The organism is Bacteroides xylanisolvens XB1A, from assembly GCF_000210075.1.
GTDB classification, from domain to species: Bacteria; Bacteroidota; Bacteroidia; order Bacteroidales; family Bacteroidaceae; genus Bacteroides; species Bacteroides xylanisolvens.
In genome coordinates this window covers 5,242,203-5,261,385 of record NC_021017.1, presented here as the reverse complement: position 1 = coordinate 5,261,385, position 19,183 = coordinate 5,242,203, and the positions used below count along the sequence as shown (strand labels likewise).

Sequence of the window (19,183 nt, the reverse complement as noted above, 5' to 3'; positions counted from 1 at the left end):
GTCGAATATTAACAATTTAAAGAATTATAAATCATGAAACAGACAACAAAGAACATTCTGGGAGTAGGAGCAATCATTCTTCTTAGCTCAGGAGTTGCAGGATTGACAACTTACAAATTGTTGCAATCTAACGAAGCTGCTAAAGAGACATCTTTTAATGAGATGTTCAAGCAGAATCCCAATGTCAAATTGGCTGCTTTTGACGCTGTGAACGCTCAACCTGTTGACCTGACTCAGGCTGCGGAGAATTCGCTTCATGCTGTCGTACATATAAGGTCTACTCAAGAAGCTAAAACAAGAACTGTTCAGCAAGCGCCGGACATCTTCGATTTCTTTTTTGGTGATGGACGCGGACAGCAGCGTCAGGTACAGTCTCAACCTCGTGTAGGTTTTGGTTCGGGAGTAATCATCTCGAAAGATGGATATATCGTAACGAATAATCACGTGATTGAAGGTGCGGATGAAATCAGTGTGAAACTGAATGATAACCGTGAGTTTAAAGGACGCGTGATCGGTACTGACCCCAGCACCGACCTTGCATTGGTAAAAATAGAAGGTGATGATTTCCCGACTATTCCGGTAGGAGACTCCGAAGCGTTGAAAGTAGGAGAGTGGGTATTGGCGGTAGGTAACCCGTTCAATCTGAACTCTACTGTAACTGCCGGTATCGTAAGTGCGAAAGCCCGTTCTCTGGGTGTATATAATGGTGGTATAGAATCATTCATCCAAACGGATGCTGCTATCAATCAGGGGAATAGTGGCGGTGCGCTGGTAAATGCCAAAGGTGAGCTGGTAGGTATCAATTCGGTGCTTTCTTCTCCGACTGGTGCTTATGCAGGATATGGTTTCGCTATCCCGACCAGCATTATGACGAAGGTAATTGCCGACCTGAAACAATACGGAACAGTACAACGTGCATTGCTCGGTATTCGTGGTGGTTCTATCGGTAGCAGTTTGATGGACGACCGTCAACCGATTGATAAATCCGGTAAGACACTGGCAGATAAAGCTAAAGAACTGGGTGTTGTAGAAGGAGTATGGGTTTCTGAAATCGTAGAGAATGGTTCTGCTGCAGGAGCTGACATCAAAGTGGACGACGTAATTATCGGTGTGGATAATAAGAAAGTATCCAATATGGCCGACTTGCAGGAAGCTCTTGCGAAACATCGTCCGGGTGATAAAGTGAAAGTGAAACTGATGCGCGATAAGAAGGAAAAGACCGTTGAGGTAACGTTGAAGAACGAACAAGGTACTACCAAAATCGTGAAAGATGCAGGCATGGAAATCTTGGGAGCTGCTTTCAAAGAATTGCCGGATGATTTGAAGAAACAATTGAATCTGGGTTACGGCTTGCAAGTGACAGGGGTTTCTTCCGGTAAGATGTCAGATGCAGGAGTTCGTAAAGGTTTCATTATCCTAAAAGCTAATGACCAGCCGATGCGCAAAGTCAGCGATCTGGAAGAAGTGATGAAAGCTGCTGTTAAGTCTCCGAATCAGGTATTGTTCCTGACCGGTGTGTTCCCGTCAGGTAAACGCGGATACTTCGCAGTCGATCTGACTCAAGAGTAATATATAAAATAAAGTAAGAAGATTGCAGGATAAGCTAATGAAATAGAAAAAGGATGCCGACAATCAACTTGTCGGCATCTCTTTTTGTTTTATTAGATGAAAAATATAGTGTAAAAGTTACTTAATTTTGTATGTTAACAAATTATTTGTCGTAACTTTGCACTCCAAATCTGTTTTTAAAGAATGAGACAACTAAAGATTACCAAAAGTATCACTAACAGAGAGAGCGCTTCTCTTGATAAGTATTTGCAGGAAATCGGCCGTGAAGACCTGATTACTGTCGAGGAAGAAGTGGAACTCGCTCAACGCATTCGTAAGGGTGACCGTGTAGCATTGGAAAAATTGACACGTGCCAATCTTCGTTTCGTCGTATCTGTGGCTAAACAGTACCAGAACCAGGGTTTGAGTTTGCCTGACTTGATTAATGAAGGCAATTTAGGACTGATTAAGGCTGCCGAGAAATTTGATGAGACACGTGGATTTAAGTTCATTAGCTACGCTGTATGGTGGATTCGCCAGTCTATTCTGCAAGCATTGGCAGAGCAGTCGCGTATTGTTCGTCTCCCGTTGAATCAGGTAGGTTCGCTGAATAAGATCAGCAAAGCCTTCTCGAAGTTTGAACAGGAAAACGAGCGGCGTCCGTCTCCCGAGGAGTTGGCAGTCGAACTGGAAATTCCGGTTGATAAAATCTCTGATACGCTGAAGGTGTCCGGCCGTCATATTTCGGTGGATGCGCCTTTTGTGGAAGGAGAGGATAACAGCCTGTTGGATGTGTTGGTTAACGATGATTCGCCTATGGCGGACCGCTCTCTGGTTAATGAGTCTCTTGCGAGGGAAATTGATAGAGCTCTTTCTACGTTAACCGATAGAGAAAAAGAAATCATTCAGATGTTTTTCGGTATCGGACAACAAGAAATGACATTAGAAGAAATCGGCGATAAATTTGGCCTCACACGTGAGCGCGTTCGTCAGATTAAAGAAAAAGCAATTAGAAGACTTAGACAAAGTAATCGTAGTAAATTGCTCAAATCTTACTTGGGATAAGTAAGGAATATCAGTTTCTGAAAAAAAGAATTTGAGTCGCATAAGTCGCACTTTTCATGTAGAAGAATGTACTTATGCGACTTTTTATATAAGTCCTATTCTATAATTTAATCTTGTGCTATGTGAGTTTTATGAAGAAATTTGTTCTAATATCATTTGTTCTGGTTGCTTTGGGAGCAGGGGTGATGGCATACGCAAGATATGCGACATTGTCTTCTGACACGGTGCCTGTTAAAATAGAGCAACGTTTGCGTGAAAAAGCGCAGGCGGGAAGGGCTTATTGTGATAAGAACGGGTATAATACAAATTATTGCTTTCTGGTAGATTTCAGTATTCATTCCGGTAAAAGGCGTTTCTTTGTATGGGATTTCAAGGGAGATTCTGTGAAGTATGCAAGTCTTTGTGCGCATGGATACGGGAAAAACAGTACGCTGTCCAAGCCTGTATTCAGTAATGTGGAAGGTAGTTATTGCTCTTCTTTAGGAAAATATAAAGTAGGGATACGGTCGTATAGTAAGTGGGGGATTAATGTTCATTATAAATTGCATGGATTGGAAGCAACGAATAACAATGCTTTCAAACGGTATATCGTGTTACATTCTTATACTCCGATGCCGGAAACGGAGGTGTATCCTTTGCATCTTCCATTAGGAATCAGTCAAGGGTGTCCTGTGATATCTGATGAGGTGATGAGGAAGGTTGACAGGCTGCTCAAGGTAGAAAAGAAACCTGTATTGTTATGGATTTATGATTAAGAAATGCTATTTATTTGAGATAAATCGAGGTAGTCTCCTCTTTTTTGTTACCTTTGCGAAGTTAAAAATTATATGATATGAAATACGTAAAAATACTATTTGCAATTGCACTTGTGTTTACCATGTGCTCCGCTTTTTCTCTGAAAAAAGACCATTCTAAACCGGTTTATGCTTTTGGAATTTCTGCTTCATTTACGGATACGGTAGTCTATTTCACGGATATTCAGATATTAGATAGTGCGAAGGTTAGCAAAGAAGGATTCTTGGCTCATCGTGAATTATATAGTTATCAGTTGAAAAATTATCTGGAGGATAACCAACTGCAGCAGAATAGTACATGTATGATTTACTTCTCGGAAAACAGAAAGAAGTTGGAAAAAGAAGCAACGAAGATTCTGAATAAATATAAGAAGAATAATAGAATGACGGTATCGCGGATTGATTCAGATAAATTCCGCTTTACGAAACCGGAAGAGTAATAAGCAATAACTTAATTGTTAATATAATAAGAGATGCAGGTTTGCATCTCTTATTTTTTTATCTTTGTCCCTGTTATAAATGAGGAATATTATGAAAAAGATTAAAATATTATCGCTTTTGTTCGTATGTTTGTCGATTTTCTTATCAGCTTGTGGTGATGATGATACTCCTGTTCCAGTAACGGTAAAAACAGTCTTGATGTATCTTGTTGGAGACAATGATATCAGTAATGATATATATAACAATATAGCATCAGTTGAACGAGGATTGAGCGAAGTTACGTCTCCTGGTACATTTGTAATTTATTGGGATGGTGGCAGTAGAAAAGGTGAGTTTCCTGTCCCGACTCTGTTTAAGTATGAAGTGGATGGCAAAGGTTCTGTCAGTAAAAGAGAAGTGATAAAAACTTATAGTAGCCAGAATTCAGTATCAAATGAGGTGATAATTAATGTATTGAAAGATGTGGAGGCTTACTGTCCAGCTGAAAAGTATAGTCTGATTTTGGGTTCTCATGCTACCGGATGGTTGCCTGCGGACTATAGTAAGAGCCGTTCTTTTGGTGACGACAATGGAGCTAAAATTCATATTCCTGATTTATCGAAAGCTTTAGAACAATCAGGTATTCATTTTGATTATATATTATTTGACGCTTGTTTAATGTCTCAAGTTGAGGTTGCTTATGAATTAAGAAATACTGCTGATTATTTAATTCTTTCTCCTGCAGAGGTTATGAGTGCGGGTTTTCCTTATTTCAAGATAACGAAATATTTATTGTCTGCGGATAACTCAGAGCAGAATGCTATAAATGTCGCAAAGGACTTTATTGATTACTATAAAAATGAATATAGTTATTCGTGGGGTACTATTGCGGTGATAAAAACGAATGAAATATCGGCATTGGCGAATATTACTTGTTCAATTATGAAACAGTATCAGGACAATCTGGTTAAGTTTGATAATAGAAAAATAGATTATTTTCAAGCCCATTATGGTTATGGGAGGTCTCCTTTGGATCATTCGGCATATGATTTTCGAGCTTTTATGCGTGAATTGACTGATAATAATATTCCTTCTGATTTTGAAGAGCAATTGGAAAGGGTAGTTATATATAAGAACTATGTTGACGATTATAAATTGGTGAATATAGATTCGGATATATATTCGGGTATCGGGTGTTATATACCGGATACTAGGTATTTAAAATGGAATACTTATTTTAGGACTTTGCAATGGTATTCGGCTACCGGATGGGATGAGACTGGCTGGTAAATGCAGGAGGATATTTTTCAGATGTCAACCAGGTGAGAGCTACCCTCCACAAAAAAGTAATGAACAGCCCGGCGGGTACAAAAGGTACAGTAGGTACACTGCATATTTTTCTCACACACACGTGCGTGCGTATAATAGGTATAGAAAGTACCGCTTGAGACTAAGTGGTTTCTATTGACAAACAGGGCAACCGCACCAAAAGTTTGTTTTATTTCCGCACGGTTCTGAATCATTTGATAACGGAACACCGTGTAACTGACCTCTTTCTTAATGAATAAAGTATAATAAATGCCACTATAAGATCATTGCCGTTCATCGATTTCACCTGATTGTCGAAATGCCGATGAATAAGGAGATAGCGGGTGAAGGCAAGTGGCAAATTCAGGCAAAACTGAACATTATCGGTTTCACCTTGTCTTTTCAAAATATTCCTTGAGCTAAAACTAATTTCATTATAGCTAATCCGGATATCATTATAGCTAATGAAAATATGCTTATAGCAAATCCACTGTCAGGTATTAACAGATAATCCATCAGGAGTTAATAGTATGGATGTCAAGTATTAACACCTTGATTATTATCTACTAACACTTGAGTTGGCAGATCTATATATTCAACACATTGTATCTATATACTTACCGCGTTGAATCTATACATTCAATACGGTGGCTCTATATGTCCAGCAATCGGTGTAAATAAATTTGAAAGGTGAAAGCGATTGTGCCGTTCAAGGTGGTGAATTTTTAAAAAGATACGGACATGATGGAGACTATAACTGGTACTTTTCACTTGACCGTTCGGGTAGACCATTGGTAGAACCATACAATATCTTTTCGTATACATTCGCTGCCATGGCTTTCGGACAATTGAGTCTTGCGACAGGTAATCAGGAATATGCAGACATTGCCAGGAAAACTTTCGATATTATCCTTTCCAAGGTGGATAATCCTAAAGGCAAGTGGAACAAGCTGCATCCGGGGACGAGAAATCTGAAGAATTTCGCCCTGCCGATGATTCTGTGCAACCTTGCCTTGGAGATTGAGCATTTATTGCCTGGCGATTATCTGGAACAAACGATGGAGACGTGCATTCACGAGGTGATGGATGTTTTCCACCGCCCGGAACTGGGAGGAATTATTGTTGAGAATGTGGACACTGACGGTCATCTTGTTGATTGCTTTGAAGGCCGCCAAGTGACTCCGGGTCACGCCATCGAGGCAATGTGGTTCATCATGGATTTAGGCAAACGATTGAACCGTCCGGAATTGATAGAAAAGGCGAAGAATATAACCCTTACAATGCTTGAATATGGTTGGGACAAAGAATATGGAGGTATCTATTATTTTATGGACCGTAATGGCTATCCTCCCCAACAGTTGGAATGGGACCAAAAACTTTGGTGGGTACATATTGAAACACTTATCTCACTGCTGAAAGGCTATCAATTGACCGGGGATAAACAGTGTATGGAATGGTTTGAGAAGGTACACAATTATACATGGACACACTTCAAAGATAAAGAGCATTCCGAATGGTATGGATACTTAAACCGAAAAGGAGAAGTGTTGCTGCCACTCAAAGGAGGGAAATGGAAAGGTTGTTTCCATGTGCCAAGAGGACTGTACCAATGCTGGAAAATGTTAAACTCTATTGATGAAAAAAGTCACTTATGCTAAACATACGAATCATATATATATGCTGTCTGATCCTAACTTTTGCATCTTGTAAAATGAAAGATGAAATAACATGTTATGGAGGATCTGACAGTGACTTAGTACAACTTCTGGAAAAGGAAGGATACACTCTGAAATTTTATCCATCCGTGAGTGAAGCTCTGCAGAATGCTCCAGAAAAATCCGGCGTCCTTTTGTTAAGTGATTCATATCCAGTAAAAGGGACATCCATTAGTCAGGAAGACGAAAGTCTGATTGAAGCTAAATCATTGCGTGTTCTTGTTGAATTTCCACAAAGAATAGGAACTACTGATAGTAGCAAGTCTGACACACTAAATTTAGAGCGGATTGTAGTCTGTGATTCAATTAACACGGAACTTCCTTTCATGAGCTTGTTATCTTTTAATAGATGTATTTTAAAAGAAACCAGCGATTCTATCAATCATCCGATACTTGTTGCTGCCAAAGTTGCAGGATTTGATAAAGCCGTGTATGGGCTTAAGGATACAGAGACCCGACCTGTTTTATATTATAGAACTCCGCATCTTCTGGTATCCACAACCTGCATTAGTCATTTTGCATCCGACAGATATATGCCTGAACAAAAAATAAAATCATTGTATGAATATATATTCAGGTGGTTACTTAGTAAGAATACAGTCACATTCTCATCATGGATAACTTACATAACCCCCTCTTATACCCCCAGCGATGTGCTGCCAGAAAATGCAGGTTACGAGAGCATAAAAAAAGGAATCGAATGGTTTTACAATGGGCATTTTCTAGTGAATTCTGAATGGAAACAGAATTGGGTTGATAAATATATGGGAGATGGCACAATGCCTATAGGCCCAAGTATACCAGATCAGTTTCAAAATGGTGATGGAAGTTTAGGAGTATTGGAAGGGCACATGTCCGAGATCCGTTATGATGGAAGTCAATTGTATCGATATTGGATGAGAGCAGATGTCCAAGGAGAGGCGTCATACGCATTTGCGGCGGCTGGAGATCTATTGGAGAATAATGAATATTCTAAGGTAGCCACCAATCTGATAGATTATTCTTTTAAGGAATACAGGGATTCGGAAAGAAACGATCCGGCATCTCCTTCGTATGGATTATTAGGATGGGCTTACACGCATAAAGGTACCTATTACGGTGACGATAATGCACGCTTTCTTTTAGGAGTCATAGCTTCATCTGCATTATTAAATGACACTGAATGGGACAAGAAAATAGCCGAAGGAATTATCGGGAATTTCCGAACGACTGGCATTAACGGCTTTAGAGGAGGATCATTGCTTGATACAGACATACAAAAAAGAGGATGGAAGTCATTCTATGATAACAATACAGTGAACCTTCATGCGCATTTTGAGGCTTGGAATTGGGCTTGCTACCTTTGGTTATATAATCAGACACAGTATGAGCCGTTACTCGAAAGGTCTAAAAAAGCCTTATCTATGATGATGGCTTCCTATCCTGAACAATGGTCGTGGACAAATGGTATACAGCAGGAAAGAGCTCGTATGATTCTTCCATTGGCTTGGTTATACCGGGTAGAACCAACAGAGGAACATTTGAAATGGCTCCATTATATGACAAATGAGTTACTTAAAAATCAAGTAACTTGTGGAGGTATCCGCGAAGAGCTGGGAGATGAATCTAAGAGTTCATTCGGGCATTCACCTTCCAATGAAGCGTATGGCAGCACAGAGGCCTCTTTAATTTTCGACAATGGAGATCCTGTAGCGGATATGCTGTATACAACCAATTTTGCATTTGTGGGATTATGCGAAGCGGCAAAGGCCACCAATGATTCTACCTATGTAAAAGCAGTGAATCAAATGAGAGACTTTCTGATTCGTATTCAGGTAAAAAGTGACAAATTCAGAAATGTGGATGGAGCTTGGTTCAGAGCCTTCAATTATCAGGATTGGAATTATTGGGCTGCGAATGCTGATGCAGGTTGGGGAGCATGGAGCACGCTAACCGGATGGATACAAAGCTGGATTGTAGGCACTCAATTCCTAATGGAGAAAAACACATCGCTATGGGAACTATCAAACAGAAAAGATATCTCTAAGACAGCAAATAAAGTTATAGAAGAAATGATAAACAATAACAACTATAAATGATGCGATACATTCTATTACTACTGATAATATCATTTGGGTGCAGTCCTGTTTTTGCTGAAAATAGGGCTATGAAAGATATGTGCAATAGGTTGTTTCCCGAACATTCAGGCAATTTTACTTTTGAATTAGCGCCTGATTCCTTAGAGAATGATTTCTTTACTATCGAATCTATCAATGATAAAATTAAAATCTCGGGGAATAACAATAATTCATTGGCAACAGGGTTAAATCATTATCTGAAATATTATTGCCATACACATGTGTCTTGGTATGCTACCGATAAAATAGAAATGCCGCGGCAACTACCTGTTTTGTTAGATAAAATAACCATTTTCGCAAAGTGCAAAACAAGATTTTTTCTGAACTATTGCACATTTGGATATTCAATGCCTTATTGGAAATGGAAGGACTGGGAACGCTTAATTGATTGGATGGCATTAAATGGAGTGAACACACCGCTTGCTATCACCGGGCAAGAAGCTATATGGTATGATGTATGGAAAGAAATGGGCTTAAAAGATCAAGAAATCCGGTCATATTTTACAGGACCTGCACATCTGCCGTGGCATAGGATGTCAAATGTTGACTATTGGCAAAGTCCATTACCCTTATCCTGGCTGAAGAATCAAAGAAAGTTGCAGAAACAGATTGTTGATCGGGAAAGACTTTTAGGCATGACACCAGTGTTGCCGGCTTTCTCCGGCCATGTTCCCGCAGAGCTCAAAAGGTTATATCCGGATGCCGCAATTACTCAAATGAGCCAATGGGGAGGTTATGATGAAAAATATCGGAGTCATTTTATTGATCCGATGGATCCTTTATTCGGTAAAATCCAAAAAAGATATCTGGAGAAACAGACTAAACTTTATGGAACAGACCATATATATGGCATTGACCCTTTTAATGAAGTCGATTCTCCTAATTGGGATGAGGACTTCTTACGTACTGTATCAGATAAAATATTCCATTCGATTGAGCAGGTAGATAGTTTGGCACATTGGATACAGATGACGTGGATGTTTTATCATAGCAAAGACAAATGGAGTCAACCTCGTATTAAGGCTTTTTTAAATTCAGTGCCGGATGATAAACTAATTTTACTGGATTACTATTGCGATAGCGTTGAGATTTGGAGAGAGACACAGCAATATTATGGAAAGCCATACATTTGGTGTTACTTGGGCAATTTTGGTGGAAATTCGATGTTGGCAGGTCACGTGGATGATGTTAGTGCTAAGCTGAATCGGCTGTTTGTTGAAGGAGGAAAAAATATATCCGGAGTGGGAGCTACTTTAGAAGGGCTGGATGTAAATCCATTCATGTATGAATTTGTATTAGAGAAGGCCTGGAGTCATACCATCACTAATGCAGACTGGATGAAAAATTGGGCATTATGCCGGGGAGGAAGTAAAAGTAGCCATATTATAGATGCTTGGCAGCAATTATATAAAAAAATATATATCCATCACGCCACTGCAGGACAAGCAGTGTTGATGAACGCCCGTCCCATGCTTGAAGGAACTGACAGTTGGAATACACACCCTGATATCTATTACGATAACAAGGAACTATGGCATATTTGGGGAAAATTCCTGGAAGCAAAAAATGTGGATTCATCCGGATATAAATTTGACGTAATAAACATAGGAAGACAGGTCTTAGGAAATCTATTCTCTGATTTTCGGGATTCATTTACAGCTTGTTATCGACAGAAAAATATAGAAGGCATGAAAGAGTGGGCAGAAAAGATGAACACGCTTTTTACAGATGTCGATAGATTATTGTCTTGTGAGTCCAGTTTTTCTATAGGCAAATGGATAAAAGATGCTCGCGATTGGGGTAAGAATCTCAAAGAGAAAGAATATTATGAACAAAATGCACGTTGTATATTGACCACTTGGGGACAGAAGGCTACTCAATTAAATGATTATGCGAATAGAGGATGGGGAGGGCTTACTGATTCTTATTATCGGAAACGATGGGAACTTTTCACCCAATATGCTATTGATGAGATGTCGCATGGAAAAGAAATAGACGAAAAATCTTTCTATAATTTAATCACAGAATTCGAATACCAGTGGACATTGCAAACAAATGTATACTCTGAATCTTCAGGAGAGGATCCTATAAGAATTGCCAATTTGCTATACATAAAGTATAACCCCTATTTTGATAAATGAAATGGAAGTAATATATCTAATAATTTTTTTATAAATGTAATAATATGAGAACATGTATCGACAATCGAAAAAGGAAAGTCTTTAATGATATAAAGCATCTTTCCACAAAAGCGGTTTTACTCATTATTTTTCTGTCGTTGTTGCCTGCATTGCAAGTGATGGCCATGGAAACACCTGATGAAACGCAACAAAAGAGTACCATTAGAGTTCAGGGGCGTGTATTAGACGAATTTAATCAACCCCTTCCCGGAGTTTCTATTTTAGCAGTGAAATCAACAAAGGGTGTAATTACTGATATAGATGGAAATTACTCAATCGAGGTTGCGCCGGATGAAAAACTGGAATTCTCGTACATCGGCTATCAGAAAAATGTAGTTCTAGTAAATGGGCGTAAGGATATTCCAATCAAAATGGAACCTTTGACGTCTGAATTAAAGGAGGTTACGGTAGTTGGTTATGGTACCCAAAGGAAAGCCAGTGTGATAGGTGCCATTACAGGACTTCCGGTTGGTAAGATCAATCGCTCCGTCAACAAATTAAGTAATGTCTTAGCAGGACAAATGGCTGGTGTTGTTGCCGTGCAGCGCAGTGGTGAACCGGGTGAAGGGTCTGACTTCTGGATTAGAGGCGTTAGTACATTTGGTGCTAATAATCGTCCGTTAGTTCTTGTGGATGGCATTGAAAGAGATTTAAACCTGGTTGATCCGGAAGATATCGAGACCTTTTCTATTCTAAAAGATGCTACAGCCACGGCTATTTATGGCGTGCGAGGTGCTAATGGCGTTGTATTGATTACTACTCGTAAAGGAAAAGAAGGAAGCAAACCTGTAATCAGCGCACGAGCAGAATTTTCAATACTGCAACCCACTAAGATGCCGAAAATGGCCAATGCGCAAGAGTTCATGGAGATGTATAATTTTGCATACGCTGATAATAAGAATGGAGAAGAATTCTACTCACCAGAAGCCATGGCTAAGTATTTGAATGGTTCAGATCCCGATCTGTATCCTAATATTAATTGGATGGATGAAATATATAAAAATTCGACAACCAGTGAACGTGTGAACATAAATGTAACTGGCGGGTCAGAAAAGGTAAAATATTATGTAGCTGGTTCTTATTATAAAGAAAATGGAGTATTTAGACCGGATAAGGGGTTAGGATATAATCCTGCCTCCAGTTGGTCCAGATTTAACTTCAGGTCAAATTTGGATATCAATTTGTTCAAAAATACGGTATTGAACATCAATCTGTCCAATCAATACGATGTGAAGAAGCAGCCTAATAATAATGCTAGCTTATGGATATACACGTTTAAAACAATACCTATTGCTATCCCCAAAAAGTATAGTGATGGGACTGTGGCGCGTCCTACTATTGGCGATAATCCATATAATTTGTTGAATCTCAATGGATACAATGAATTATTCACGAATAATGCTCAATCTTTGATTGGATTGACACAAGACTTCAGTCCGTGGATTAAAGGGTTAAAAGCCAATATAAAGTTTTCATGGGATGCATATAATTATGCTCATCTGAATCGGTCCAAAAATCCATCTACTTACTATGCTACCGGACGTAATGAGGATGGAAACCTGATGTATACGAAAAATAATGATGGGAATGATTACTTGGTGTTATATAAAGATAATAAAGGAAATCGGACAACCTATCTGGAAGCTTCACTAACATACGAAAATCTTTTTGCTAACGCACATCGTGTGGGGGGATTATTCTTATTCAACATGAGAGAAAAAACAGATAACTTTCCGGATTCATACATAATGTCATTACCATATAGGAATCAAGGTATTGCAGGACGTGTCACCTATTCATATAAGGACCGTTACTTTATTGAAGGAAACTTTGGTTACAATGGTTCAGAAAATTTTGCCCCTAAAAAACGATTTGGTTTTTTCCCGTCGGCTGCTATCGGATATATGATCAGTAATGAAGCTTTTTGGGAACCAATCTCTCATATTGTCAGTGTTCTGAAATTTAAAGGTTCTTATGGTATTATAGGTAATGATCAGATTGGTGGAAACAGACGATTTGCCTTTAATTCGGAAATGGCGGATGTGAATGGCTATACTTTCGGAACTACAGGTGGAAATCCGATTTCTGGTATAGGTACGGGATATCCGGGTAACCCCTATGTTTCTTGGGAAGAAGCAAAGAAAATGAATATAGGTGTTGAGTTGGAACTATATAATTCATTAAAATTGAATGTTGATTATTTCCATGAACGTCGCTCTGGTATTTTTATTGAACGGGGTGCTGTTCCGTCAGTAGTAGGTGTAAATGTTAATCCATACCTTAATTTAGGAGAGATGGAGAATAAAGGTGTTGATGCCTCTTTAGAATATTATAAAACTATCAATAAAGATTGGAATATTTCAGTGAGAGGTAATTTCACATACAATAGAAATAAAAAATTGTATGATGATCAACCTTCAGCGAACTACCCATATAAAGATGTAATAGGTAAGCCCTGGAATCAACAGTTTGGCTATATAGCATTGGGATATTTCAGAACGGAGTCAGAAATACAAAATAGCCCTAAACAAATTGGTAACCCGAGAGTAGGAGATTTAAAATACAAAGATATTAATGGAGACGGCATTGTTGATACTGATGATTATGTAGCAATAGGGCGCACGGCCATTCCGGAAATAAACTATGGTTTTGGTGCCAATATTAGTTATAAAGATTTTGATGTCGCATTCTTCTTTCAAGGTATTGGCAATGTTACCGGATTCATAGGTGGTGAAACAATCGATATGTCTGATACGAATCAGTTATTCTCGAATGTTTATCAAGATGTTGCGTTGAATTATTGGAGACCCGACCGTCCTAATGCCAAATATCCGAGATTGGCAATCAGTGGTAGTGAAAACAATAAAGCACCCTCAACCCACAATCAGGTGGACAAAAGTTTTATGCGTTTGAAAAGCGCAGAAATTGGTTATACGCTGCCCAAAGAAGTGTGCCACAAGATGGGAATATCTCTCGTACGGTTTTATGTATCAGGTACGAATCTGTTGACATTCTCCAAATTTAAATTGTGGGATCCGGAAATTGATAATTCACAAGGTTCATCATATCCTAATATGCGTGTATTTAATATTGGTTTAAACTTTAATTTCTAATATATTATGAAGAAACTAAGATATATCATAATTGCTTTTTTGTCATTAGGTTTATTTTCTTGTTCTGATTATTTAGAACATAATTTTAATGATCAGATGACAATAGAAGAAGTTTTCAGCAAACGTCCTACAACAGAACGCTTTCTGGCAGGACTTTACGGTTATATACCAGAAGAGATTAATGCATACGATCAGTCTTTTGTCCCTTGCGCTGATGATGCTTATTTTTCTTGGGAAAAGATGGACTATGAATTGGTCAATAGTGGAAGTTACAATCAGTCGACAACAGGAGTAAGAGGTGAATGGACACCTAAATTTAATCCTTGGTCAAAATACTATGTAGCAATTAATCAAGCGACTACATTTATTGCCCATATTGATGAATGCAAAGAGCTGACGGGAGAAGAAAGGGAAGTTATGAAAGCGGAGGCCCGTTTTCTTAGAGCTTATTATTACTTCAATTTATTCAAACAATATGGTCCCATATATCTTTGGTATGATCAAATAGCAGATTTAGCCATTAAATCAGAAGTAATAGATAGAAACACGGTTGATGAGTGCGTAAGCTTTATCGAAAAAGAGATGTATGATGCAGCACAGATTTTACCTAAAACAATCCAAGATCCTACTACCTGGATGGGCCGTATGACCAAAGGGGCTGCATTAGGTATGCGTTCCCGAGTTTTGCTCTTTGCCGCTCGCCCTTTATTCAACGGGGGAGGTAGTATTGGATATGGCAGAGGAATGGTCAATCATGAAGGTAAACCAATCTTCCCTCAAGGTGAGGATTTGAATAAGTGGACGAAAGCTGCCGAAGCTGCAAAAATGGTTATTGATCTGGATGTTTACAAACTCCATTTTAACAAGACGGAAACAGACCCTGTACTTAAAGCGATGAATTCCTATCGAGAAGTATTTACCGAGAAATGGAATGAAGAATTAATTATTGCCAGATATTATAAAGATGGTGAGGTATGGAATCAACGGGTTGTTCCCCCAAGAGTATTTGGAGTGGGCTTGGGTGGTTATACTCCCACCATGAAATTGGTCGATGCATACCCTATGATGGCTTCAGGCAGATATCCAGTCACAGGATATAAAGCAGACGGTTCCCCGATTATAGATGATAAATCAGGTTACGAAGCAAATGGTTTCACTGACGGTTGGCTGCATCCTACTCATAGAGACAAAGGTATTAAAGTACATAATAGCATGAAAGGAAGAGACGGACGTTTTTACGCATCTATATTTTTTAATGGAATGTATTGGATCCATCCGGATGGAACTAAAGAACAGTATGCCCCTGTAACTTTCTTCACAGGAGGTACTTCATCCTATGCCCATAGCAGCGGTGATTATGTAAAAACAGGTTTTGTATTTACTAAATTTACAGATCCTAATATTGATACTCGTAAAAACACATGGGGTTCTTTCACGTGGAGTTATTTGCGTTTGGCTGAAATTTATTTGAATTATGCGGAAGCATGCAATGAAAAGCCTGCCAGAGATGCCAAAGAAGCTTTAGTATATATAAACAAGATACGCGAAAGAGCTGGATTAGGTAAACTGGAAAATGCATATCCGGCAGTGGTCGACAGTAAGGAAGAGCTGCGCAAATGGATTCGTCAGGAACGAATGGTTGAACTGGCTTTTGAAGGACTGCGTTATTATGACCTACGTACATGGATGGTAGCTGATAAAGAAGCGAACGGTTTGCGTTATGGTTTGAATCTGCTGGCAACTGATTATGAAAGTTCTTGGGTACGTACCTCGAAAATTTGTCAACCCATTGTTTTCGAAAGAAAACATCATTTATTCCCTATTGCCCAAACCCAACTGAATGAAATGAAGAACTTTACCCAAAATGAAGGCTGGAACTAAAACAAGATATAGTTATGAAAAATTTAATCATTAAAATAATTATGGTCGTAACAAGTATATCATTTTTTATAGCTTGTGAAGACAATAGAATGGATGGGATGGTGAAAGATAAAGTATATCTGGTCCAGTCCGGAGTTCAGGAAGTATATGTAAATTATAGAGACTTTGCCGATTATACAGTGACAGTGTATAAATCGGGTATTGGTGAACAAACGGCAAACGTTTCGATAGAAGTGGACGAAGAGACGCTAAAAGTTTACAACGAGGAGGAAAATACATCTTTTGAAATCATACCTGATGTATGCTATTCTATTTCCAAAACAAATTTTGACTTTTCGACTTCCACTGTGTCGTATAAAAGCTTGATTACTTTTGATGGTGATATAATAAAACGATATCAGCAAAGAGGTGAAAAAAAGTATGTATTGCCACTGAAGTTGCATGTTGATGGAAATGTGGATGTGAATGAGACTTCTTCCAGAATGATTTTAATTCCCATATTAGAATAGGTATCTCTACTTATACAAAAGTATACTTTTAAAATAATAAATTGATAGAACACATTATTTATGAAAAATATAATATTACTATTAGCTCTATTTCCTTTATTCTTGTCTTGTACAGATGATGATAAGGAGGAAGTGAAACATGACTATTTTACCGATTTTGTTACCGGGGTCACAGTGGGAGGGGATTTGCGTCCTACTAGCATTCGGATTGATAACGAAATGAATAAAATATCTATTGATTTTCCAATAGGGAGCACACCTACAGCTATTCCTGTGGAACTTGAATTGGCGTCTGGCGTTACGATGAAATCTCCATCTTCTACTTCTAACACATTTGACTTGACAGAAATTATTCCTATTTATTTGGAATATAAGGGTGAAGATTATCGGTATCTCATTGTTGGAAACTATCTCCCGGAATCTATAGGTGGCGGAGTGATGCAGAATGGACCTGTACACGATATATCACTACTATATTATGGTGGTTCTCATCGCGCTACCAGGTGGACAGAAGAAGAATTGCAGGCAAATGTCACTTATACAGACCCAGCAGGAAAAGAGAACTGGCTTTTTGATTCTTTCTTGTTTTTGGAAACACATACAGGAGAGGGTCGCAATTTTGAAAATGGCCTGGGCGGATTAGGAGCTCGGAAAACCGAATGGCAGGGATTGGTTGACAAATATTTTGCGGCAGACGGTCCTATCGCTCGCTTAAATTCTATCCTGTCAAAGTCGGCTACGCGTTTAGGGGCTCCTAAATATAAGCGCAGGCTTATAATCAGTATGCCTGCTGCATATAAAGACCAGAAAGATTGGGGAGAAATATCAGGAAGAGCTATGGACTTTTCGTTAACACTTGATTGTGTCAGCGCATGCTCATGGTATGTTGATTACATTATTCAGAAGTTTAATGAAGCCAATTTAAATTATTTATCTTTGGATGGCATTTATTTCGTAGCAGAACAATTAACGGATAATCGGCACTATCTTCCTCAAGTTGCAGACTATATAAAATCAAAAAATCTAAAATTCTATTGGATTCCTTATTGGGGCACTGATGGTATGGGAGAATGGGAAAGTATGAAATTTGATGCTGCTTTCCTACAACCAAATTACTTCTTTCCCGCTCAAAAGCCTGATTATACAAGCTATTTCGACAGAGTCATTAGCTATGCGAAAAGTAAGAATATGGCTCTGGAAATGGAATTTGATGAAAGAGCATTGAAAAAGAACAGTCAAGATTACCGGGCTGACAGATTACGTGATTATTTACGCGCTTTTGATTCTTATGGAATTATCAAATCTTTCCCTATAGCTTATTATCAAAGTGACTGCATGGTGTATTCCTTAAAAAGCTCTATATACGAAGAAGACCGAGCTTTGTATAATGAATTGTGTACCATGATTTCTAAAAGGCAAAAGGCTAGAGGAGAGAAATAAATATGGGCTATATGAACAAAAGTTTGGTTATGTTTTCTTTCTTGACACTGCTGGCTATTTCTTGTGCCAGCAGTAGAAAGAAACCAATCATAAAAGAAAATGGTGTTATAGCCGATATGGTACTGATGTACTATGGAGGTGCACATCGCCAGACAGAATGGAATGAAGAACAATGTATGAAAAATGTTGCCTACAGAGATAAAAAAGGTGATTTACATTGGATGTTTGACGGCTTCTTATTTTTAGAATTCAAGGATGGAAAAGGGCGTAGTTTTGCTTCCTATTATGAGCCCATGTCCGCTAGGAAAAGTGAATGGAAAGGCTTGTGCGATAAGTATTTTCAGAAAGGTAAAGCTTTGGATGCTATTGAAAGCTGTATTGACGATGTAAAAAAAGAAATAGGAGCTCCCCGGCATGCGCGTAAGGTTGTTCTGACATTGCCAGAGCCTGTCCCTAACCAAAAAGATTGGGGAGAGCTTAACGGTAGGCAGCTTGATTTCTCTAATGAGGCAGATCGTATAAATGCTTGTAAATGGTATATTGACTATGCGATAGACCGCTTTAAGAAGGCTCAATTCGAAAATATATCTCTGGATGGGTTCTATTGGATAGCGGAAGAAGCCACCAATAGCCGGACAATTTTGAATGAAATAGGCGCATATATGCGTTCATTGGGTTATAAATTCTATTGGATTCCATATTGGGGGTCGGATGGGCATGGAGAATGGAAAGAACTAAAATTTGATGTAGCTTACCAGCAACCCAACTATTTCTTTTATGAGCAAAAACCAGATTCGATGCACCTGAAGACAGTTTGTGAATTTGCCAAAGAAAAAGGGATGTATCTGGAAGTCGAGTTTGATGAACGAGCACTAAAGAAAAGCCCGGACTATAGAGCGGATAGACTACATGAGTACATGGAAGCCTATGAAAAATATGGAGCACTCTATGATATTCCATTAGCTTATTATATTGGAGACTGCATGGTTTATGACCTGGCAACTTCTTCCTATAAAGAAGACAATGATTTATATAATTGGTTTGCCGACATTGTTGTGAAAAGACAACATATCAGAGGTGAAAAATAACAGAT

Annotated in this window: 12 protein-coding genes and 1 pseudogene; all 13 read left to right on the top strand. The window is 38.7% G+C overall.

Annotated features, from left to right (window positions below; all coding sequences use genetic code 11):
* Positions 1-33 precede the first annotated feature (33 nt).
* The 13 genes and pseudogenes from BXY_RS20530 (at position 34) to BXY_RS20470 (ending at position 19,178) form a co-directional block, all read left to right on the top strand.
* On the top strand, positions 34-1,569 hold the full coding sequence (locus BXY_RS20530) for a trypsin-like peptidase domain-containing protein (protein WP_004317638.1): 1,536 nt from the start codon (positions 34-36) through the stop codon (positions 1,567-1,569).
* Positions 1,570-1,752: 183 nt separating this feature from the next.
* Entirely contained in the window at positions 1,753-2,613 is an 861-nt protein-coding gene (locus BXY_RS20525) for a sigma-70 family RNA polymerase sigma factor (RefSeq protein ID WP_015532852.1), read from the top strand.
* 131 nt (positions 2,614-2,744) lie between these two features.
* Complete coding sequence (locus tag BXY_RS20520) at positions 2,745-3,368, top strand: murein L,D-transpeptidase catalytic domain-containing protein (RefSeq protein WP_015532851.1); 624 nt, start codon at positions 2,745-2,747, stop codon at positions 3,366-3,368.
* Positions 3,369-3,445: 77 nt separating this feature from the next.
* Entirely contained in the window at positions 3,446-3,847 is a 402-nt protein-coding gene (locus BXY_RS20515) for a hypothetical protein (RefSeq protein WP_004310274.1), read from the top strand.
* 91 nt (positions 3,848-3,938) lie between these two features.
* Positions 3,939-5,117, top strand: a complete 1,179-nt coding sequence (locus tag BXY_RS20510) for a clostripain-related cysteine peptidase (protein ID WP_004303863.1) — start codon at positions 3,939-3,941, stop codon at positions 5,115-5,117.
* A 716-nt stretch (positions 5,118-5,833) separates the two neighbouring features.
* Positions 5,834-6,793: pseudogene (locus tag BXY_RS20505) on the top strand (AGE family epimerase/isomerase); the annotation flags it as partial.
* Complete coding sequence (locus tag BXY_RS20500; RefSeq protein WP_004319033.1) at positions 6,787-8,928, top strand: hypothetical protein; 2,142 nt, start codon at positions 6,787-6,789, stop codon at positions 8,926-8,928. The pseudogene BXY_RS20505 and the gene BXY_RS20500, both read left to right, overlap by 7 nt.
* Positions 8,928-11,108 carry an alpha-N-acetylglucosaminidase gene (locus BXY_RS20495; RefSeq protein WP_008022009.1) on the top strand — a complete coding sequence of 727 codons (2,181 nt, stop codon included), beginning with the start codon at positions 8,928-8,930 and terminating at the stop codon, positions 11,106-11,108. The genes BXY_RS20500 and BXY_RS20495 overlap by 1 nt, the downstream gene beginning before the upstream one ends.
* A gap of 44 nt (positions 11,109-11,152) precedes the next feature.
* Complete coding sequence (locus BXY_RS20490; protein ID WP_004319044.1) at positions 11,153-14,260, top strand: SusC/RagA family TonB-linked outer membrane protein; 3,108 nt, start codon at positions 11,153-11,155, stop codon at positions 14,258-14,260.
* A gap of 6 nt (positions 14,261-14,266) precedes the next feature.
* Entirely contained in the window at positions 14,267-16,141 is a 1,875-nt protein-coding gene (locus BXY_RS20485) for a RagB/SusD family nutrient uptake outer membrane protein (protein WP_015532846.1), read from the top strand.
* A 14-nt stretch (positions 16,142-16,155) separates the two neighbouring features.
* Positions 16,156-16,650 (top strand): DUF1735 domain-containing protein, encoded by a 495-nt coding sequence (locus BXY_RS20480; RefSeq protein ID WP_004319047.1) that lies wholly within the window; start codon positions 16,156-16,158, stop codon positions 16,648-16,650.
* A gap of 60 nt (positions 16,651-16,710) precedes the next feature.
* Positions 16,711-18,090: a DUF4855 domain-containing protein gene (locus tag BXY_RS20475; RefSeq protein WP_004319058.1), complete on the top strand. Its 1,380-nt coding sequence runs from the start codon at positions 16,711-16,713 to the stop codon at positions 18,088-18,090.
* Positions 18,091-18,101: 11 nt separating this feature from the next.
* Complete coding sequence (locus tag BXY_RS20470; RefSeq protein WP_004319062.1) at positions 18,102-19,178, top strand: DUF4855 domain-containing protein; 1,077 nt, start codon at positions 18,102-18,104, stop codon at positions 19,176-19,178.
* The last annotated feature ends 5 nt before the right edge of the window (positions 19,179-19,183 follow it).

What these genes read in the sequence shown, in the direction of transcription:
- BXY_RS20520 (WP_015532851.1), top strand. Translation starts at nt 2,745, where the DNA reads ATGAAGAAATTTGTTCTAATATCATTTGTTCTGGTTGCTTTGGGAGCA.
- BXY_RS20490 (WP_004319044.1), top strand. Translation starts at nt 11,153, where the DNA reads ATGAGAACATGTATCGACAATCGAAAAAGGAAAGTCTTTAATGATATA.
- BXY_RS20495 (WP_008022009.1), top strand. Translation starts at nt 8,928, where the DNA reads ATGCGATACATTCTATTACTACTGATAATATCATTTGGGTGCAGTCCT.
- BXY_RS20485 (WP_015532846.1), top strand. Translation starts at nt 14,267, where the DNA reads ATGAAGAAACTAAGATATATCATAATTGCTTTTTTGTCATTAGGTTTA.
- BXY_RS20525 (WP_015532852.1), top strand. Translation starts at nt 1,753, where the DNA reads ATGAGACAACTAAAGATTACCAAAAGTATCACTAACAGAGAGAGCGCT.
- BXY_RS20530 (WP_004317638.1), top strand. Translation starts at nt 34, where the DNA reads ATGAAACAGACAACAAAGAACATTCTGGGAGTAGGAGCAATCATTCTT.
- BXY_RS20470 (WP_004319062.1), top strand. Translation starts at nt 18,102, where the DNA reads ATGAACAAAAGTTTGGTTATGTTTTCTTTCTTGACACTGCTGGCTATT.
- BXY_RS20510 (WP_004303863.1), top strand. Translation starts at nt 3,939, where the DNA reads ATGAAAAAGATTAAAATATTATCGCTTTTGTTCGTATGTTTGTCGATT.
- BXY_RS20480 (WP_004319047.1), top strand. Translation starts at nt 16,156, where the DNA reads ATGAAAAATTTAATCATTAAAATAATTATGGTCGTAACAAGTATATCA.
- BXY_RS20475 (WP_004319058.1), top strand. Translation starts at nt 16,711, where the DNA reads ATGAAAAATATAATATTACTATTAGCTCTATTTCCTTTATTCTTGTCT.
- BXY_RS20500 (WP_004319033.1), top strand. Translation starts at nt 6,787, where the DNA reads ATGCTAAACATACGAATCATATATATATGCTGTCTGATCCTAACTTTT.
- BXY_RS20515 (WP_004310274.1), top strand. Translation starts at nt 3,446, where the DNA reads ATGAAATACGTAAAAATACTATTTGCAATTGCACTTGTGTTTACCATG.